General features: G+C 48.5%; 17 protein-coding genes. 13 read left to right on the top strand and 4 right to left on the bottom strand.

Translation table 11 applies throughout. The features are described from left to right. Positions 1-2: 2 nt before the first annotated feature. Positions 3-737, top strand: coding sequence for a phosphoadenylyl-sulfate reductase (locus RCH83_RS10610; RefSeq protein ID WP_306521785.1), 735 nt, complete (start codon positions 3-5; stop codon positions 735-737). 183 nt (positions 738-920) lie between these two features. After that, positions 921-2,318 (top strand): S41 family peptidase, encoded by a 1,398-nt coding sequence (locus RCH83_RS10615; protein WP_306521787.1) that lies wholly within the window; start codon positions 921-923, stop codon positions 2,316-2,318. On the opposite strand, the gene RCH83_RS10620 is transcribed toward RCH83_RS10615, so the two are convergent. Then, positions 2,281-3,453 carry a lipopolysaccharide assembly protein LapB gene (locus RCH83_RS10620; RefSeq protein ID WP_306521790.1) on the bottom strand — a complete coding sequence of 391 codons (1,173 nt, stop codon included), beginning with the start codon at positions 3,451-3,453 and terminating at the stop codon, positions 2,281-2,283. The two genes, RCH83_RS10615 and RCH83_RS10620, sit on opposite strands and share 38 nt — an antisense overlap. A gap of 198 nt (positions 3,454-3,651) precedes the next feature. On the opposite strand from RCH83_RS10620, the gene sstT reads away from it, so the two are divergent. The 7 genes from sstT (at position 3,652) to RCH83_RS10655 (ending at position 11,140) form a co-directional block, all read left to right on the top strand. After that, positions 3,652-4,854, top strand: coding sequence for a serine/threonine transporter SstT (gene sstT / locus RCH83_RS10625; RefSeq protein ID WP_306521793.1), 1,203 nt, complete (start codon positions 3,652-3,654; stop codon positions 4,852-4,854). Positions 4,855-5,109: 255 nt separating this feature from the next. Continuing rightward, positions 5,110-6,531, top strand: coding sequence for a siroheme synthase CysG (cysG, locus tag RCH83_RS10630; protein WP_306521796.1), 1,422 nt, complete (start codon positions 5,110-5,112; stop codon positions 6,529-6,531). A gap of 85 nt (positions 6,532-6,616) precedes the next feature. Continuing rightward, positions 6,617-7,519, top strand: coding sequence for a sulfate adenylyltransferase subunit CysD (gene cysD / locus RCH83_RS10635; RefSeq protein WP_373689766.1), 903 nt, complete (start codon positions 6,617-6,619; stop codon positions 7,517-7,519). Then, complete coding sequence (gene cysN / locus RCH83_RS10640; protein WP_306521800.1) at positions 7,519-8,946, top strand: sulfate adenylyltransferase subunit CysN; 1,428 nt, start codon at positions 7,519-7,521, stop codon at positions 8,944-8,946. Before cysD ends, cysN begins: the two co-directional genes overlap by 1 nt. A 106-nt stretch (positions 8,947-9,052) precedes the next feature. Further along, positions 9,053-9,655 (top strand): adenylyl-sulfate kinase, encoded by a 603-nt coding sequence (gene cysC, locus RCH83_RS10645; RefSeq protein WP_306521803.1) that lies wholly within the window; start codon positions 9,053-9,055, stop codon positions 9,653-9,655. Between the two features lie 18 nt (positions 9,656-9,673). After that, positions 9,674-10,468: a 3'(2'),5'-bisphosphate nucleotidase CysQ gene (gene cysQ, locus RCH83_RS10650; RefSeq protein WP_306521805.1), complete on the top strand. Its 795-nt coding sequence runs from the start codon at positions 9,674-9,676 to the stop codon at positions 10,466-10,468. 234 nt (positions 10,469-10,702) lie between these two features. Further along, complete coding sequence (locus tag RCH83_RS10655) at positions 10,703-11,140, top strand: hypothetical protein (RefSeq protein ID WP_306521807.1); 438 nt, start codon at positions 10,703-10,705, stop codon at positions 11,138-11,140. A 166-nt stretch (positions 11,141-11,306) separates the two neighbouring features. Here RCH83_RS10655 and RCH83_RS10660 read toward each other — a convergent pair whose 3' ends face one another. After that, positions 11,307-12,653 (bottom strand): sodium-dependent transporter, encoded by a 1,347-nt coding sequence (locus RCH83_RS10660; RefSeq protein WP_306521809.1) that lies wholly within the window; start codon positions 12,651-12,653, stop codon positions 11,307-11,309. A gap of 376 nt (positions 12,654-13,029) precedes the next feature. On the opposite strand from RCH83_RS10660, the gene RCH83_RS10665 reads away from it, so the two are divergent. From RCH83_RS10665 to RCH83_RS10680, 4 genes are all read left to right on the top strand, one after another. After that, entirely contained in the window at positions 13,030-13,776 is a 747-nt protein-coding gene (locus RCH83_RS10665; RefSeq protein ID WP_306521811.1) for an ABC transporter substrate-binding protein, read from the top strand. A gap of 76 nt (positions 13,777-13,852) precedes the next feature. Then, positions 13,853-14,551 (top strand): 16S rRNA pseudouridine(516) synthase RsuA, encoded by a 699-nt coding sequence (gene rsuA / locus RCH83_RS10670; protein WP_306521813.1) that lies wholly within the window; start codon positions 13,853-13,855, stop codon positions 14,549-14,551. Positions 14,552-14,615: 64 nt separating this feature from the next. Further along, complete coding sequence (locus tag RCH83_RS10675; protein ID WP_306521815.1) at positions 14,616-15,779, top strand: sensor histidine kinase; 1,164 nt, start codon at positions 14,616-14,618, stop codon at positions 15,777-15,779. Further along, positions 15,776-16,519 carry a LytTR family DNA-binding domain-containing protein gene (locus RCH83_RS10680; protein WP_306521817.1) on the top strand — a complete coding sequence of 248 codons (744 nt, stop codon included), beginning with the start codon at positions 15,776-15,778 and terminating at the stop codon, positions 16,517-16,519. Before RCH83_RS10675 ends, RCH83_RS10680 begins: the two co-directional genes overlap by 4 nt. 27 nt (positions 16,520-16,546) lie before the next feature. On the opposite strand, the gene RCH83_RS10685 is transcribed toward RCH83_RS10680, so the two are convergent. Beyond that, positions 16,547-17,911, bottom strand: a complete 1,365-nt coding sequence (locus tag RCH83_RS10685; protein WP_306521819.1) for a serine hydrolase — start codon at positions 17,909-17,911, stop codon at positions 16,547-16,549. 147 nt (positions 17,912-18,058) lie between these two features. Beyond that, positions 18,059-19,195, bottom strand: a complete 1,137-nt coding sequence (locus RCH83_RS10690) for a site-2 protease family protein (protein WP_306521821.1) — start codon at positions 19,193-19,195, stop codon at positions 18,059-18,061. Positions 19,196-19,327 lie beyond the last annotated feature (132 nt).

The raw sequence follows: 19,327 nt of genomic DNA on the forward strand, positions 1-19,327 counted from the left end.
TTATGAGTTATCAGCAGTTATTACAGTTAGACCCAACAGCACAGCAACAAGCACTGCTGGAGATAAATCAGCAGCTTGCGCCTTTAACAGCGCAACAGCGGGTTGAATTTGCGCTAAAAGAACTGCCTGGTAACCCTATGCTCAGTTCCAGTTTTGGTATTCAGGCGGCTGTGATGTTGCACCTGTGCACCAGTGTTCAAGCTGATTTGCCGGTGGTGTTAACCGACACAGGTTATTTATTCCCTGAAACTTATCGTTTTATTGATGAGCTGACAGAAAGGCTGCAACTGAATTTAAAAGTGTATCGCAGCCATTTAAGCCCAGCCTGGCAGGAAGCGCGTTTTGGTCAGCTTTGGACCAGCGCTGAAGGCCTCAAGCAATATAATCAGCTGAATAAAGTGGAGCCGATGCAGCGGGCGCAACAAGAATTAGCAGTACAAAGCTGGTTCAGCGGCCTGCGCCGCAGTCAAAGTTCCACCCGCGCCGATACAGCCATTGTTAGTGTGCAACGTGGCGTGGTAAAAGTTTGCCCTATTGTCGAGTGGAGCAATAAAGATATTCACTACTATTTAAAAGACAATAACTTACCTTATCACCCACTGTGGGAGCAGGGTTATGTCTCAGTCGGCGACACCCACTCCAGCCGCCCGCTGCAAGCCGGTATGAGTGAAGAAGACACCCGTTTTAACGGTATGGGCCGCGAATGTGGTTTGCATACTTCAGGGGATGGTATTTAACCGCAAAAGCCATTTTTTTGCGGTTCTGGCCTTGTAGCTGAGTAATCACTGCAAGGCCAAATCACTTGCCCTGCATGTCAAAAAAACACCAATAGTTAAATATTTGCAAACTTCAACAACTTTTTTCAACCAGCCTTCGACCAAAACCACAGATCACCCACCCCTCTGTTTTGGAAGACATAAATGTTTGTAAAAAATTTAACTATGTCAGCGATGTTATTAAGTTTTTGTCTGCTGCCATTGGTTGGCGAGGCCGGCAGTGCCACAGTGAAAGCCGGCAGCCCAACTGCGGTTCAGGAAGAAAAATTTAGCCCGGCACAGCTCAAAGAAGATTTACAAAGCCTGCGTACTTTTATCGATGTCACTCACCCCGATATCAGCCATTCCGCTTCACCAGCAGAGCTTGAACGCACTTTTTTGCAAATAGAAACCAGCCTGAAAAAACCGCTGACCGCCAACGAATTCTGGCACCAAACGGCAAAGTTAAACCCGTTGTTTAATGATGCGCACTGGTCGGTGAATTTGCCGCAAGATCAAAGTGATATGCAGCAACTGATCAAAAAAACCGGAGGGGTCTTTCCATTTGAAGTGCATATGAGACCTGATGGTGAACTCACAGTGCTGGCGCTGGCCGGTGGCGCTGACACCTCCTGGCGCGGCGCCACTATTGAAAGTATTAATGGTGTGTTGGCACCGCTGCTCAGCCGGCAATTATTGGCTTTGCGCCATGGGGATAACCCACTAAACAGGGCCAATTTGCTTGGGCCATCTTTTCAGCTGTACTACGCCAAAGTTTTTGGTTCGCCCGCTGAATTTAAGTTGCAGTTAAAACAAAACGACAAAATCACTGAAGTAAAACTGCCAGCCAGTCAAATGGCTGCTGTGATTGGTAAAACCAGCGAAAAGTTTGCCGATAATTTTAGTTATGCTGTTTTAGACAACAAAACGGCCTATCTGAAACTCGGTACTTTTAGCTGGCCTGACGAACAGGAAATTGGTGTTTTTACCAAAGATGCGTTTGGCAAAATACAACAATCCCGCGCCAAAACCCTGATTATTGATGTGCGGGAAAACCGGGGTGGTAACGACTCTGCATGGATTGATCACGTGTTGCCTTATCTGGCGGAACGGCCGTTTCGGGTCGGTTCGTGGAACACAAAGAAGGTTGTTGCCAGTCGCGCCAGTGCCACTGAGCCCGCAGGCCTGGTGATTGAAAGTGAATTTAAAACCTGGTATCAGCCGCATCTGAGCAACCCGCTGCGTTTTACCGGCAAAGTTATAGTGCTGACCGGCCGTCGTACTTATTCGTCGGCCGTACAATTTTGTAATGTGATGCAGGATTTTGGTTTTGCCACCCTGGTGGGGGAAGGCAGTTATGCCCGTTCACGCAGCACCGGGGGCATTCAGTTTTTTACTTTGCCACACAGTAAGTTAAAGATCATAGTGCCAAGGTTTTGGTCAGCAAGACCACAAGGTGGTTTTACCGAACAACTGTTAACGCCGGACTGGTTAATGCCGGATGATATTACAGCGCCAAACGCCCTTATTCAGGCAGTGCTGACGAAGTTGCCATCTCACTAACAGCCTGTAGTTTGGCTTGATACATGGCGGAGTTGTCAGCTTCATAACTGTAGCGCAGCGCTTGATGCAGGGCGCGGCTGGCGGCCTCGGTATTGTTCTGCTGCAGATATAACTTTGCCAAAGCCAAATTGGCTTTATGCAGATAAGGGGCCTGCTCCAGTAGTTTTTGATAATACTGAATTGCAGTGTTGTGATCCTGCTGTTGTTCGGCCTGGTAGGCCAGATAAAACCAGTTATAAGGGTTGTCGTCGTTGGTCAGCAGCAGCGATTGGTTCAGGCGCTGAATCACCTTTTGGTCTTTGAGTTCTTTTGCCACCAACAGATAATTACTGGCAATAGCGGCCGGGTTGATACTGTGTTTTAAACCATATTCATACCATTGTTGGGCCGATAACAAATCGCCGGCCCGCCGGTACAAAATGCCCAGCATATTAATGCTGGCGCTGTAGCTTGGATCCTGTTTCAGCGCGGCCTGAGTCAACCAGAACGCTTTGTTATTGTCACCTTGTAATAAGGCGTCTGCAGCCAGATTGTTGTACATCATGGCAGCAAAACGATCTTCATCAAACATGGCGCCCAGTCTGTCGAGTGAATTGGGGAAATAATCAATAGCAACAGCGGCTCTTTGCAATACCCAGTCGTCGGATTCCGGCTTGGTTTGTTCAAACAGATAACTACGGACATGGGCTGAGCTGATAAATAAATCGCCGGAAAAATTCAGCATAGGTTCGGCATAAGTGGCACGATAGCCCACTTCTATATTCACCAGTCTTGCCAAAGCTGTGGTCAGCACAGCCAGCGACATGCAGTTACCCGACATCTGTGCCATGGTCACGCTGGCATTGTTATTTTTGCCTTCGTAGTTAAAGTTGCCGAGTTTGTTTTGCAGGTACATTTCCAGCCTTTTATTGCCAGGCAAATGTTGCAGTTCATCCTGCTGATAAAACTGTAAAAAGTGTTGTTGTTGCTCGTGAGTCAACTGATAAAAAACGCCGATATCAGGCACAGTATCTTCTTCTGCTGCCGCAAAATAATGGGTAGGTGTTTGTGGTGGGGCGATATCGACTACAGAAGGGGTTTGGCTGCATGCCTGCAGCAGCAACAATAACAACAGCAAGGGGAAAGATAATTTCATTAGCATGACATCCGTTTACAAATGAATGACATTGTTATCACGAAGCCCGGCAGATGCCAAGGAGCATTCGTAGTAGTGAAGTTGTTAGCCGGCCGTTGTTCAGGGCAACTTTTGTTGATCTGCCCGCACTAAACTTGCTGTGCCTGCGCTTTAACGGCACAATCGGCGACAAAATAAAATCACAGGAACAGTGCGCTGATGACTTCTACAACTTCTACCCCGGGCTTTCGCCTTGGTCTGGTACCACAAATTATGTTGGGTATTTTGTGTGGTATTGCTTTAGCCAGTTGGTCGGCCGAAGCCGGCCAGGCGGTTGCCATTTTGGGCGCGCTTTTTGTTAAAGCGCTCAAAGCCATAGCGCCTATTCTGGTGTTTATCCTGGTGGCTTCTTCTATTGCCAACCGCAAAATTGACGGTCAGGCCAAAATGAAACCTGTGCTGGTGTTGTATTTAACTGGTACTTTTTTAGCGGCTTTAACCGCAGTTGCCGCCAGTTTTTTATTCCCTACCACCTTAAATCTGGCCGCTGCAGCTGAAGCTGTGACACCGCCTGAAGGTATCACTCAGGTTCTGAAAACAGTGTTATTTCAGGTAGTTGATAACCCTATTAATGCACTTTTAACCGGTAATTTTATTGGCGTGTTGGCCTGGGCTATTGGTTTAGGGTTGGGGCTGCATCATGCTAATAAAACCACTAAACAAGTGTTTACCGATGTGTCGCATGGCATCTCGATGCTGGTGACTTTTATTATTAAACTGGCGCCAATTGGTATTTTTGGTTTAGTGGCCGAAACAGTGGCAACCACTGGTTTTGCCGGTTTAGCCAGTTATGGCCAGCTGCTGCTGGTGTTAGTGGGCTCAATGTTATTAATAGCCCTTGTGGTGAACCCGCTGCTGGTGTTTATCACCACCCGTAAGAACCCATATCCGCTGGTGCTCACCTGTTTACGTGAAAGTGGTATTCCGGCTTTTTTTACCAGAAGCTCTGCCGCCAATATTCCGGTCAATATGATGCTGGCGGAAAAACTGAAACTGGATGAAGACACTTATTCAGTGTCTATTCCGCTCGGTGCCACTATTAATATGGCCGGTGCGGCCATTACCATCACAGTGCTCACACTGGCGACGGTAAATACGCTGGGTATTCAGGTAGATTTTGCCACTGCGATGTTACTCAGTGTGGTGGCTGCGGTTTGTGCTTGTGGTGCTTCAGGTGTTGCCGGTGGTTCTTTGTTATTGATCCCACTGGCTTGTGGCCTCTTTGGTATTTCCAGTGATGTGGCCATGCAGGTAGTGGCTATTGGTTTTATTATTGGCGTAGTGCAGGATTCTTGTGAAACTGCCTTAAACAGCTCAACAGACGTGGTCTTTACCGCTGCTGTTTGCCAGCGTCAGCTTTAATTGTTGTACTGCTGCTGTTGCGAGGTAAGTAACAGCAGCAACTCCCCGCTTTGTGTTGTTTTGTCGTGACGCTTTATTTTCTGAATTCTTCCGCTGCTAATTCCATTTGGTTATAACTGAGCGCAATCCCTTCTTGGATGCAGGACGTTTAGACGTCTAATATCGCATTGTTGATGATCCAGCGGCGATGAGGTTACCACTCTGTCCAATCCCGCTGCAGGCAAGAAAATAGCTACAAAGTAGCGGGAGCAAGCAGTGCAGTATTTACCTATCTTCACCGATTTAACCGGCAAAGCCGTGTTGCTGGTTGGCGGCGGCCATGTGGCGCTGCGTAAAGCGCGCACTTTGTTAAGTGCCGGTGCGGTATTAACTGTCGTGTCCCATCAGTTTGAAGCGGAATTTTATAGCTGGCAGCAACAGCAAAAAGCCAATTTAATTCAGGGGGATTTTGCCGATTCGCAGCTGCCTGGTCACTGGCTGGTGCTGGCCGCTACCGACGATGATGCAGTGAATGCTGCTGTGCATCAGGCTGCTACAGCGCGGCAAATTTGGGTGAATACAGTAGACGATCAGGACAAATGTGAGTTTATCTTCCCTTCTATTATCGACCGTTCGCCAATTTTAGTGGCGATATCCAGCGGTGGCACAGCGCCAGTGCTGGCGCGGCGTTTACGCGAAAAATTAGAAACTTTATTACCCCAGCATTTAGGGCCTTTGGCCGAATTAGTGGGCAAATTCCGCGGCTTAGTGCAGCAAAAACTACAGGGTTTTGCCGAGCGCCGGCAATTTTGGGAAAAAGTCTTTAACTCCAATATTGTCAGTCTGGTGCAAACCCAGCAGTTGGACGCTGCCGAAGCCGAATTACAGCAGTCACTAAACGATCATCAAAGTAGCAAAGGCGAAGTTTATGTGGTCGGTGCAGGCCCTGGCGACCCTGAGCTGTTAACACTCAAAGCGCTGCAATTAATGCAACAAGCCGATGTGGTGGTGTACGACTATTTAGTGTCGGAACCTATTATGCAGTTGGTGCGCCGCGACGCTGAGCTGATTTGTGTTGGCAAAAAAGCCGGTGCGCACTCGGTGGCGCAAGAACACACCAATCAGCTGCTGATCGATTTAGCCCTTGCCGGTAAAAAAGTCTGTCGGTTAAAAGGCGGTGACCCTTTTATTTTTGGCCGTGGCGCTGAAGAAATCGAAGTGTTATTGCCACATCAAATCCCGTTTCAGGTGGTGCCTGGTATCACGGCCGCCGCTGGTTGCGCCGCTTATGCCGGCATTCCGCTGACGCATCGCGATTATGCCCAGGCGGTGCAGTTTGTCACCGGTCATTGCCAGAAAGATGGCAAAGAGCCGGATTGGCACAGCTTAAGCCGGCCCAATCAAACCTTAGTCATTTATATGGGTTTAATGAAATCGGCCCATATTCAGGCGCAGTTATTAGCAGCTGGTCGCGCCCCAACAACACCCATAGCGATTTTAGAAAATGGCACCAGACCCGAGCAGCGGGTTTTTACAGGCACTTTGGCACAACTAGCTGATTTAATTGAACAACAGCAGGTGCAGTCACCGGCGCTATTGGTAATTGGCGAAGTGGTGGCGCTGCAAAGCAAGCTGGCCTGGTATGGCAAACAGCAAAATGCTGCGGTATTTGCCCAGCCTTTAGCAACGCTGGCTTGAGTGTCGCTGGCCTGAACCTGAAAGCAGATTGATACAAGATTGAAATATATAGCATTTATTCGTTTTTAAATTGAGGGTCGTCCCTGTGCAAACCTTAACGCATTTACAACAGCTGGAAGCGGAAAGCATCCAGATCTTCCGCGAAGTGGCGGCCGAGTTTGATAACCCGGTGATGCTGTATTCGATAGGCAAAGACTCGTCGGTACTGCTGCATCTGGCGCGTAAAGCCTTTTATCCCGGCAAAATTCCGTTCCCGTTGTTGCATGTTGACACTAACTGGAAGTTTCGCGAAATGATTGAATTTCGTGACAAACTGGCGGCGAAATATGGTTTTGACCTGATAGTGCATAAAAACCCTGATGGTTTAGCGATGAATATCAGTCCTTTTGTTCACGGCAGCGCCAAACATACCGACATTATGAAAACCGAAGGTTTAAAACAAGCGCTGAACCAATATGGGTTTGATGCCGCTTTTGGTGGCGCCCGTCGTGACGAAGAAAAATCCCGTGCTAAAGAGCGCATTTATTCATTCCGCGACCAGTACCATCGTTGGGACCCAAAAAACCAGCGGCCAGAGCTGTGGCACACTTACAACGGTCAGGTGAATAAAGGCGAAAGCATCCGGGTGTTCCCGTTGTCGAACTGGACTGAACTGGATATCTGGCAATATATCTATCAGGAAAATATCGAAATTGTGCCGCTTTATCTGGCCGCTTACCGCCCTGTGGTAGAGCGCAATGGCACCCTGTTGATGGTCGACGATGAACGGATGCCGCTGGAACCCGGTGAAAAACCAGAGCAAAAACTGGTGCGATTCAGAACCTTAGGCTGTTACCCGCTAACCGGCGCTATAGAGTCAGACGCCAACAGCTTAACCGGCATTATTGAAGAAATGTTGTTGTCGCGCTCAAGCGAACGACAAGGCCGGGTAATTGACCACGATTCCAGTGGTTCGATGGAAAAGAAAAAACGTGAGGGCTATTTCTGATGTCAGTCGCTATTGAATTAGAACAACTGGGGATTGAAGAATACCTCAAGCAGCAACAGCATAAATCTTTGCTGAAGTTTTTAACCTGTGGCTCTGTCGACGACGGCAAAAGCACCTTAATTGGCCGCTTGTTGCATGACAGCGCACAGATTTATGAAGATCAGCTCGCCGCTTTGCACAAAGACAGCAAAACCCATGGCACCACAGGCGAACAAATCGACCTGGCGCTGCTGGTGGATGGCCTGCAAGCTGAGCGTGAACAAGGCATCACTATTGATGTGGCTTACCGGTATTTCTCTACCGCCAAACGCAAATTTATTATTGCCGACACGCCAGGCCATGAGCAGTACACCCGCAATATGGCAACGGGCGCTTCGAACTGCGACCTGGCCATTATTCTGGTCGATGCCCGTTATGGTGTGCAAACCCAAACCCGCCGCCACAGTTTTATCTGTGCTTTGCTTGGTATAAAGCATTTTGTGGTTGCTATTAATAAAATGGATTTAATTGGTTTTGCTGAAGAGCGTTTTGAGCAAATTAAACAGGATTATCTGGTTTTTGCTGAGCAGCTTAAGCAGCAGCTCGGCGCGCAGCAGGGCCCGAATATTGATTTTGTGCCGCTGTCTGCACTGAACGGCGATAACGTGGTGAATCGTTCCAGCCAAAGCCCCTGGTACTCAGGCCCAACCTTATTGGAAAAGCTGGAAAACGCTCCTGTCACTGGGTTTAACTTAACAGGTGAAGCGCGGTTGCCGGTGCAGTATGTCAACAGGCCAAACTTAGATTTTCGCGGATTTGCCGGCACTATTGCCGCTGGTGAGTTTAATGTTGGTGATGCCATCACCGCTTTGCCATCCGGTAAAAGTTCGGTGATTAAATCGATAGTGACTTTTGATGGCGAGCTGGCTTCAGCCTTTGCTGGTCAGGCGGTGACGCTGACACTCACCGATGAAATTGATATCAGCCGTGGTGATGTGATAGTGCCAAAAAAACACCAGGCCAGCTTATCAAACCGTATTGTCGCCAAAATAGTCTGGATGCACGAAGACGCGCTTCAGCTGGGTAAAAGTTACAACATTAAACTCGCCACCAAAAAAGTGGCCGGCAAAGTAACGGCTATCCGCCACGCTATTGATGTGAATACGTTGGCAGAATTTCCGGCAGAAAGCCTGGCTTTAAACGGCATAGCGCTGGTGGAGCTGGAACTGACCGAAGCCATTGTATTTGACCCTTACAGCCAGAATCGTGATACCGGTGGTTTTATTTTTATCGACCGTTTAAGCAATATCACAGTGGGTGCAGGTTTGGTGGATGCCGCTTTAGCAACAACACAAAGCCGTTTTAGCGAGCAGGAACTGGAGCTGAATGCTTTTGTGCGTAAACATTACCCGCACTGGCAGGCGTTGGATATTTCTAAGCTGCAATAACTTTTGGCAAAACACAACGCTGGCTCAGGTCAGCGTTGTTGTTTTTGCGGAAGTTGCGAAAAGAGTTTGAGCAAATAGTTTTAAAAGCTGTTTAAACAGAGGTGTTATGAGCAATATTGTCTGGCAACAACATCAGATCAATGGGTTGGATCGCGAAAAACAAAAACAACAACAAGCAGTGGTGTTGTGGTTTACCGGTTTAAGCGGCGCCGGAAAATCCACAGTGGCAGGTGCGCTGGAGCAAGCGTTAGTGGCGCGGGGTGCTCATACCTATCTGCTGGATGGTGACAATGTGCGCCATGGTTTATGCGCTGATTTAGGTTTTTCTGAAGCCGACCGCACCGAAAATTTACGCCGGGTTGGCGCTGTTGCCGGGCTGATGGTGGACGCAGGTTTAATAGTGCTCAGTGCTTTTATTTCACCACTGAAAAGCCAGCGGGATGCTATTCGCCAGGCGCTGCCTGCAGGGAAGTTTATTGAAGTGTATGTGGCCACTTCGCTGGAAGAATGCGAAAAACGCGACGTCAAAGGTTTGTATCAAAAAGCCCGGCGTGGTGAAATTAAAAACTTCACCGGAATTTCAGACCCTTATGAAGCACCAGCGCAAGCTGATATTGTGCTGGATACCGGCTTATTATCGCTGGATGAAAGTGTCAAACAGCTGCTGTTGTTGCTGGAGCAGCGTGGCATTATCCGGCCTCAAAGCTAATTGCAGGATTTGACCTTTATGACTGTGACTCAACAACAATTAAGCCAATGGTTGCCGCAGATCAGCAAAATAGCAGTGGCCGCCGGTGACGCTATTCTGGCGATTTATCAGCAGCCGCAAGCTGTTGTTGTGCAGCAAAAAGCCGACGACAGCCCGCTGACAGCCGCCGATTTAGCCGCCCATCAACTGATTATGCGTGAGCTGGCAGTGCTGACGCCTGAGATTCCGGTGTTGTCAGAAGAAGCGGCCGATATTCCATGGAGCGTGCGTCAACACTGGCATTGTTATTGGCTGGTTGACCCGTTGGATGGCACTAAAGAGTTTATTAAACGCAACGGCGAATTTACCGTGAATATCGCCTTGATAGTGGCAGGTGAACCTGTGCTTGGGGTTATTCATGCGCCTGTGCTGCAAAAAACCTACAGTGCAGTGCTCGGACTGGGTGCTTTTGTGGCTGAAACGGATGCACAAGGGCAAACACAAAGCCGGGTTATTCAGGCGACAAAACCAGTGGCAGGCGAGCCGGTAAAAATTGTCGGCAGTCGCAGCCACGCTCAACCTGGTATGGACGACATTCTGGCGCTTTACCCCAACCATCAGCTGCTGGCGGTTGGCAGTTCACTGAAGTTTTGTTTAGTGGCAGAAGGCAGTGCGCATTTATATCCAAGACTAGGCCCCACCATGTTATGGGACACAGGCGCAGGTCATGTGATTGCAGTCGCTGCTGGCGCCAACGTCAGTTATGAAGGTATTCAAGGCCCGGCTTATCAGCGGGAAGAGTTGCGTAATGGCAATTTTATGGTAAAAGTCTGACGACTGGTGTTATTCCAGCCTTTGTTCAGGCCATAGTCAGTCAGCTCAACCTATAAGTTGTGTTGGAAAAGTGCTTGAGTGACAAGACAATAAAGTACTTTTTATTCGACCAATTGCTAGTACATCTTCGATAAATAGCGCTGTTGTTTCGTCGCCGCGCGGCGGATAATAGCGCTATAGTTTCGTCATAAGGCTGCAATTTGCAGCGTGCTGGGTTAAGCAACGGGGATCGGTATGGGGCTGCTACGTCATCTGCATAAAGCGCCGATCAGGGTGCTGCGGTTACAAAGGCGCAAAAGTATGATCCGGATCCGTTTTAGCATGATCCGGTTAAAAACGGCGTTGTCTCAGGAAAAGGCGGAAACCCGCCAAATGTTGCGTATTTACCAGAATTATTTATCTGGTGAAGCCAGCAAAGCTGATCTCGCAGTTGCCAACAATCAGCTGGCAGATGTGCTGCGTGCTACAGGCCTGGGCATTTTTGCCATCTTGCCTTTTGCGCCTGTTACTATCCCTTTAATTGTCAAACTCGGTCGTAAACTCGGTATTGAAGTGATGCCAAGTGCTTTTGCCCCCACAGCAAAAAAGACCGTAAGTTCTTTACAGGCGTTGCCGGAACAACGGGGTTCTGTGACGGCAAAAAAAGCGGAAAAACCACTGAAACAAGGTTGATCACCCTTTGGTATTTCAGGCTGAGTTATCTTGCCAATAGCGCTTTGTCAGAACACTGTGTGAGATACAAAAACAATAAAAAAGCTGCCTAAGGCAGCTTTTTTATTGTTGTTCAGCGAGGCTGTTGTGGTCAGCTCTGGAGAACAACAGCAAAGGTATAAGCAAATTAACCTTTAATGGTCATATAAGCCACTATTGCAATCAGCAACGGTGCCACAATAGCGGCCATCAGCCGATACCAATGCAACATGGTTTTATTCATTTCACCAGCCAGCACAGCACGGATTTCTGGCCAAATACGCCAGCCAACAAACACTGCTGCCAACATGCCACCCAATGGCATCAACAGGTTGGACGCGACAAAATCCATTAAATCAAAAGGCGTTTTGCCAAATACTTTCATATCGTCGGCCATAGAGCCAAATGACAAAGCGGCAGGAATACCCAAAATCACGTAGTTGCTGACGCTGACAATAATAGTGGCGGTCTTACGCGCCAGACCATATTCGTCAATCAGGAAAGCGACTGCCGGCTCCAGAATAGAAATGGAGGAAGTGACAGCAGCAAATAATAACAACGAAAAGAAAACCAGCGCTAATAACTGACCGCCCGCCATCTGGGCAAACAAGGCTGGCATGGTGATAAAGGTCAGGCCAGGGCCCGCTGCCGGGTCAACATGAAAGGCAAATACTGCTGGCAGAATCATTAAACCAGCCAGCACACTGGCCATAGTTGCCAGGCCTGCTATCCATAAACCAGCATTCACAACTTTGGTTTCAGGGCTTAAATAAGAGCCATAAGCAATCATTAAACCCGCACCTACAGACAACGAAAATACTGCTAAACCCAAAGCGTCTAACACCATTTTAATCGACAGTTTGCTCCAGTCCGGCGTAATAAAGTACATCACCCCTTCCAAAGCTCCAGGCAATGTCAGACTGCGGTACACCAGGAATAACATCAGTGCAAACAGCACAGGCATCAGTACTTTACAAATACGTTCAATACCGGCCTGTACACCCGCTATGACGATGGCAGCGGTAATAGCCATAAAAGCGGCAGTATAAATAAGTGCTGCTGTTGGGTCGGCAATAAAGTTGGTGAAAGTTTCACTTAATACTTTGGCATCAGTGGTGAGGATGTCGCCTTTGACGGCTTCAATAATATAAGCAATGGTCCAGCCACCAACCACACAATAAAAACCGAGGATCAGATAAACACAGAGCACTGAAATCCAGCCAGCCAGATGCCAGTTGCTTTTACCCAGCACCCGATAAGCGGAGGTGGCTGACTTTTTGGCGCTGCGGCCAATCATCATTTCTGCCAGCATCATCACAACGCCAACCGAGAATACACAGGCCAGATAAACCAGCAGGAAAACACCACCGCCATTGGCGCCAGCCACGTAAGGGAATTTCCAGATTGCGCCAAGACCAACGGCTGAACCTGCAGCCGCCAGAATAAAACCGATGCGGGAGCCCCAGCTGCCGCGGGCCGTTGTGGTATTGCTCATGATTGTCCCGAGGTAAAGTTAATAGTTCTAATAGTTATTTGCTGCAGCAATGTAGAGGAAATAGCGGGTCTATTGCAACCAAAATAGTTGACTGGAGCAGCAGAAAAGTTAAAACGCGGTAAGTGGCAATAGCTTAGCGTTGCAGGCTCTGGCGGGCTGATTTAAACAATATCGGCTTTCTGCTGCAGCAGTGCCGGCTGTTGGTCTTGGTGGACTATGGAGCAGGCAATTCCCTGATATCGGTTTTATGTTAATTAAATGTGGCCAGATGCTGGTGTTGGCTGCGCTGATATGGCATAAGTTTTCGGCAGTCTCTGCCTTCATTTTTGGCGGCGCGGCGACTAAGGTTAGAAGGATGATTGGTTTGGGGGTAAACATGGTCGCGAAACTGCTACTGCTTTGTTGTTGGTTGTTTTTGCCACAGTTGTGGGCCACAACCAATCTCACTTTGTACGGATACCACAGTTCCCCTCCTTTTGTGATTAATGCCGAAGCTGAAACCGGATTAAATTATGATCTGGTGCGGGCGTTACAACTGCAGCTGGGAGGCCAGTACCAGTTGCAGTATAAGTTTTTACCGCGCCATCAACTGAATGCAAGGCTTGATGCCGGGGAACCAACCATAGTGTTATGGGCAAATCCTGCCTGGTTCACCAATAAAGTCCGGCCTTATTTATGGTCGACTGTGCTGTTTAGCGACAGAGATGTGTTTGTTAGTCATCGGGAATTTAGCGGTGACCTCACGCAGCTGGACAATCTGGCCGGCAGCACTTTGGGTGCCATTCGTGGTTACAGTTATCCGGGTGTCAACGAACTGGTGCAACAACGACGGGTCACCAGGCTTGACGCCGAGTCTGACAAAGAAAATCTGGCCAGACTGTTGGAGCGTAATGTTGATCATGTGGTGATCACCAGGTCCAGCTTTTTATATTATGGCCGGCAACAACATTACCTCGGCAAGCTGCGTATTGTTGGTGAACCTTACCCGGCTTATAAAAGGCAGTTGTTATTGACTCAGGATTATCAAAGTTTGTTGAGCGCATTTGACAAAGCCATTGAAGAATTGCCAAAACAGGAGTTCTGGACGGCGCGGCTGGAACTATACGGTTTAAAATCACAATAACTGCGTTCGGCTTATTGATTGGTTGAGCCTGCCGTTGCAGCTGGTTACACTGCTCTTTTTTGTATTGAGTCTTTTCATGCGTTTAGATAAGTTTATTTGTGATTGTACCGGCCTGACCCGCAGTCAGGCGGGCAAATTGATCCGTCAGGGCCTGGTGCTGGTCGATCAGCAGCTGTGTAAACAACCTTCCACTCAGTTAAAACCTGAACAACAAGTTGAACTTGAAGGCGAGGCGCTGCAACTGACAGGGCCACGTTATTTTGTCATGCATAAACCGGCCGGTTATGTTTGTTCTACCGACGACCCTGATCACAATACTGTTTTTGTCTTAATGGACGAACCACGGCTCGACAAACTGCATACCGTCGGCCGGTTGGATCTGGATACCACAGGTTTGTTATTGATCACCGACGATGGCCAGTGGTCACATAAAATCAGCTCGCCCAAACATGAATGTGCCAAAACTTACCGCGCCTGGCTGGCCGATCCTGTTGATGAATCGGCCATAACCTTGTTTGCAGAAGGCGTGATGTTGCGTGGCGAAAAACAGCTGACCAAAGCGGCAGAGCTGGAAATAATGAACCCCCATGAATGTTTATTAACTATCCACGAAGGCCGTTACCATCAGGTCAAACGTATGTTTGCCGCTATTGGTAATAAAGTGGAAAAGCTGCACCGCGAAAAAATCGGCGATTTTGTGTTAGATGCCAACATCTTAGCTGAAGGTGAATATCGCCCTTTAACAGCGGCAGAAGCCGCGGCTTTTGTCAGCTGATGGCGTTTTATCTCAGCTGTCATATAGATAGTCCAGCCTGTGGTACAAGGTTAGGATTGTGAATATGGCAGTGCGTTCCGGTCTAAACCCTTTGTCTTTGTTGCAACGCAATAATGGTTTTTGGTTGTATCAGAGTTTTGGCTGGGCGCTGTTTTTGCTGTTACAGCTGCTGCTGCTTGCCACTGACGAGCCGCTAAGCCTTGTGAATGTTGTTCCTGCTTTATTGTTTTGGCTGCTGGCTTTTGCCGGTTCGTTATTACTGCGGGCACTGTTCCGGCCGCTGCGCCAGCGTCAGTTGACAGTAGTGGCAACACTTGGCTGGTTAAGCTGTTATTCGCTGGTGACGGCTTTGCTGGTGGATCTGTTGCATTATCTGCTGTTGTGGCCGTTGTCACAGCTGCATCTCACCTTAAGTGTTATTTATGATGCTCAGCCGATAGGGGCAAAATTTCCGCTGTTATTGCCGCTTTATCTGTTCTGGAGCACTTTGTATCTGACGCTCAGCCGGCAGCAGGATTTGCGCTTTGCCCGCATGGCACAACAAGAGTCTGAGCTCAGAATGAAAGAAAGTCAGCTGCAAAGTTTGCTGGCTCAGCTCAGCCCTCATTTTATGTTTAACTGCATCAACAATATCCGCGCCCTGATTCTGGAAGACCCGGCAGGCGCGCGTACCATGTTGGCGCATTTTGCCGATATGCTGCGTTATCAGATAGATAGCGATCAACAGGTGCTGGTGCCACTGCGCACCGAATTACAGATCCTGGCCGATTATGAAGCGCTGATGCGCATTCAGCTCGAGCATAAACTGCAGGTCAATTACCAGCTTGACCCTGCTTGTTTAGGCCGCAAAATTCCAAAGCTGGCGTTGCAGCTGCTGTTTGAAAATGCCATTAAACATGGTATCAGCCGTTTGCCACAAGGCGGTTTTATTCAGCTGACAGTGTTGCCGCTGGGCGCACATGGTTTGCAGCTTGAACTACGCAACAGCGGACAGTTGCATAAAGCAGAGACAACTGAGCATTCCACCGGCAGTGGTTTGCTTAACCTGCGCTCGCGACTGTTGCTGTTGTATGGTGACGCTGCTTCGTTAAGTCTTTGTCAGCAAGGTAATGAAGTGGTGGCTGCACTGGTGATCCGTGCTTTACCGCTGATTCAAACAGGAATTGACCCGGCAGCACAAGCCGCTGTTGAATTATCAGAACATCAGATTTCTGAGGTAATTAAATGAAAGTGCTGATAGTGGAAGATTCGCGTCTGGCGAGGCTGGAACTAAAAGAGCTGCTAAAACAACATCCAGAGTTACAGCTGGTCGGCGAAGCTGCTGACGTGGATGCGGCTTTTACCCTGATCACTGAATTACAACCGGATTTGTTGTTGCTGGATATTGATTTGGCTGGCGCTACCGCTTTTGATTTATTGGCAAAATTGCTGTTTGTACCAAAAATAATTTTTACCACTGCTTATGCCGAACATGCGCTGGCCGCTTTTGATTATCCAACGGTGGATTATTTATTAAAACCAGTAACAGCCCCCCGTTTTGCCGCTGCTTTGGCCAAGCTGACGTCTTTTGTTGCGCCTGCAGTCGAAGCGCCATCGGCAGAGGTTGCAACAGCGGCTACTGCCGAACCAGTGCTGGATGGCAACAGCAATTTTTTTGTTAAAGACGGTGAACGCTGTTTTTTATTAAAAATTGCCGATGTGCGTTGTTTTGAGGCTGTTGGCAATTACAGTAAAGTTCATGCCGGTCAACAATCGCCGCTGGTATACCGTTCGTTAAACAGCATCGAACAACGGTTAGTGCCAGGTTTGTTTTTTCGCGCCAACCGGCATCAACTGGTAAATCTGACGGCAATTTGCAAAGTGGAACCATCGGTCAGTGGCGGATTTATGTTGTTGCTTAGTTGTGGTAGCGAAGTGGAAGTGTCACGCCGGCAAAGTGCGGTGTTGCGACAGCAGTTAGCACTGTAACTGCTGTCGTTTTGTCACTGCCTGTTGTTATTGCAGTCGTTTGGCCGGGAAGGTACCAAAACCGCGGATCACCAGGGCAAGTTCAGCTTTGCCTGCTTTGATATCGCCTAAGGTCAGGTAACTGATGTCATCTTCCAGATATAACTTACCCTCTGCTGTTGGGATCAGTTTTTGCGTTGGGCCATCCAGCGTCTGACACAGCAGTTCACCCTGGTGCAGGCTGATATGCCGTTCTGTGCCGTCATCAAAACTGTAGTTGCCTACTATCGCCTGTTTTGCTTCGGCGCTCAGTTCAACGGCAACTGGTTCAATAGGTTTGCCAATAGCGATAGCTGCCAGTTTGACCGCCAGGGTGTAACTGTCAAAATAAGAGCTGTTGGCCAGCACCACCACGTAAACCTGCTGAGCCGGTATCCGGATAATATAAGAAGAAAAACCTTCAATACCGCCACTGTGCTCTTGTGTTGGCAACTGTGCTAAATCTGCCATCATCCAGCCATATCCATAAGGCTGAGGTTGACCATCTGTGCTTGGGTGTTTAATAAACGATTGCTGCAACAAAGCTTGTGGCACTAATTTGTTGCTGTATAACGCCTGATCCCACAGATTCATATCATCCACAGTGCTGCGTAAAGCACCGGCGCCCTGAGGTCTGGTCATGCTAATCACAGCAGCATTCAAAAAGGTATTGCCCTGTTGTTCATAACCCGAAGCTCGGTTGGGAATAATGGCAGTGGCGCTGTCGTAACCGGTGTTTTTCATGCCAAGTGGCTGAAAAATATGTTGTTGCAGATAGTCGGCATAACTTTGTTTGCTGACGGCCTCAATAATTGCGGTTAACAGCACGTAGTTGGAATTGGAATACATAAAACGGCTGCCGGGGGCAAACTGCAGTGGTTTGTCGTTAAAAAGGGCAAGCATTTCGGCCAAAGTGGCGTCTTTGCTTTTGTTTTGTTTAAACTCCGGCATCCGGCTTAAGTTTGGAATGCCACTGCTGTGGGTTAATAACTGGTGGATGCTGATATCGCGGCCCACTGCAGGGTAATCTTTCAGCACTTCCCCCACTTTATGTTGCAGGCTGATTTTGCCGGCATGAACCAGTTGCAACACCGCCATAGCGGTAAATTGTTTGGTTTGGGACGCCAGCCTTAAATTGCTGTTGGCCTGCATGGGCACTGCCAGTTCCAGATTGGCCATACCGTAACCACCCCGCAGCATCACCTGGTCGCCTTTACGCACCAGCACGGTAAAACCGGGTTGGTCGGCTTTGGCTTTTTGCACCACCAAAGTTTGCATTTTTTGTTGCAACTCAGTGTTGCTAAAAGCCAGAGTGGCAGGGCTTGTCAGTGAAAGGCAAAGGGCGGTGGTTAATAAAGTCAGCGTATGTTTCATTGGGTTATCCTCGGCTTGGTTGATGCCGTTGATAGTGCCCTCTGCTGCTAAAACATCGCTGATTTTTATGATAAGCGGAGTTTGTGCTATCTGAGTGGTATGCCTGCGACCATTTGTGTGGGCGTGGCCGCAGGCAACAATAAAACCTTAACTTTGTAAAATCTGCAGTGGCAGTGCCAGCATATCGTCACCGGATTTGGCGAAATACCAGATAATGCCAATCAGGCAGCCAACGGTCAGCAGATACCATAAAGCCGAAAACCACTGGCCATATCTATCCAGCGGCAGCAGGTGACTTTGATGACGGCCACGCCATTCAAACACTATTTCTAAACTGCCCACCAACAATAAAAAGCCAAACAGCGCCAGCCCCAGGCTGTAACTGAGATAAACACCAAGCAAAGCGCCGGCAACAGTGCCGACTAAACCAATAATGCTATTCATGGAAAAGCTGATACTTTTCAGAATATGGCCGCCATCAAGCGGCAGTACCGGCAGCAGGTTAAATAAGTTCAGCAAGGCATTAAAAGTGGCCAAACCTGCAAAAAAGATATTGCCGGTCAGCCAATAGGCCAAAAGGCAAGCGATGGAGAGCAGCAAGCCAAAGGTGGGGCCCATAATGGAAATCACCACATCCTGCCAGCGGGTGTTAATTTTTTCGTCCGAAAGCGCCAGCCCACCCAAAAACGGAATCAGGTAAATACCTTTGGTTTTCATGCCAAAATATTTCATGGCGCGAATATGGCCATATTCGTGAAACACCAGACAGGCCAACAATGCCAGCGCAAACTGCAACGAAAATAACCAGGAATAAGCAGCGACGCTGGCACCGGCCAGTACCACTTTAATCACTTTGGCACTTTTAAACAGTTTAAAACCTAAAGACGCCAGCCCAAGCCAGCTTTGTTGTTTTGGTTTTTCCGGCGTTAATTCAGGCTGTTGCCGCTCAATATCTTTGCTGTTGCGCTCGCCCGAACTTTGCAGTTCGTTATTGACAAAAAGCCGGTACTTCAACAGAAAAGGTTGCCAGTGCACTTCGGTTTCCAGTCTGATCTTCAGCAACTGGCTGTTGTCTGAACCTTCGTCCGGCAGCGGCATGCCTGTTGCTTCATCAAGCTGTGATTTAGCCAGTAATTCAAATTGATGGTCGCGTTGGGCGGAAGGGTCAGCAGTGGCCGGTAGTTGCGACACCAGCTGCCTGTCCCAGAACAGCTGTTGCCAGCCCGCCATCGAAGCTTCCAGTCGTAATTGTCTGCCTAAACAGTCGATTTTTAATAATTCCACGGTAAATCCACTTATCAGATAGATACCTAAAGCAAACTGATTCGCTCAACCTGCAGGTTGCTCAGTTGCCAACACCAGTCGTGATGAAAATAACAGGAGGAAATTATGCCTGTGCTTTTATCGAAGCGGTAC

The sequence above is a fragment of the Rheinheimera sp. genome, from assembly GCF_030824435.1.
Lineage (GTDB): Bacteria > Pseudomonadota > Gammaproteobacteria > Enterobacterales > Alteromonadaceae > Pararheinheimera.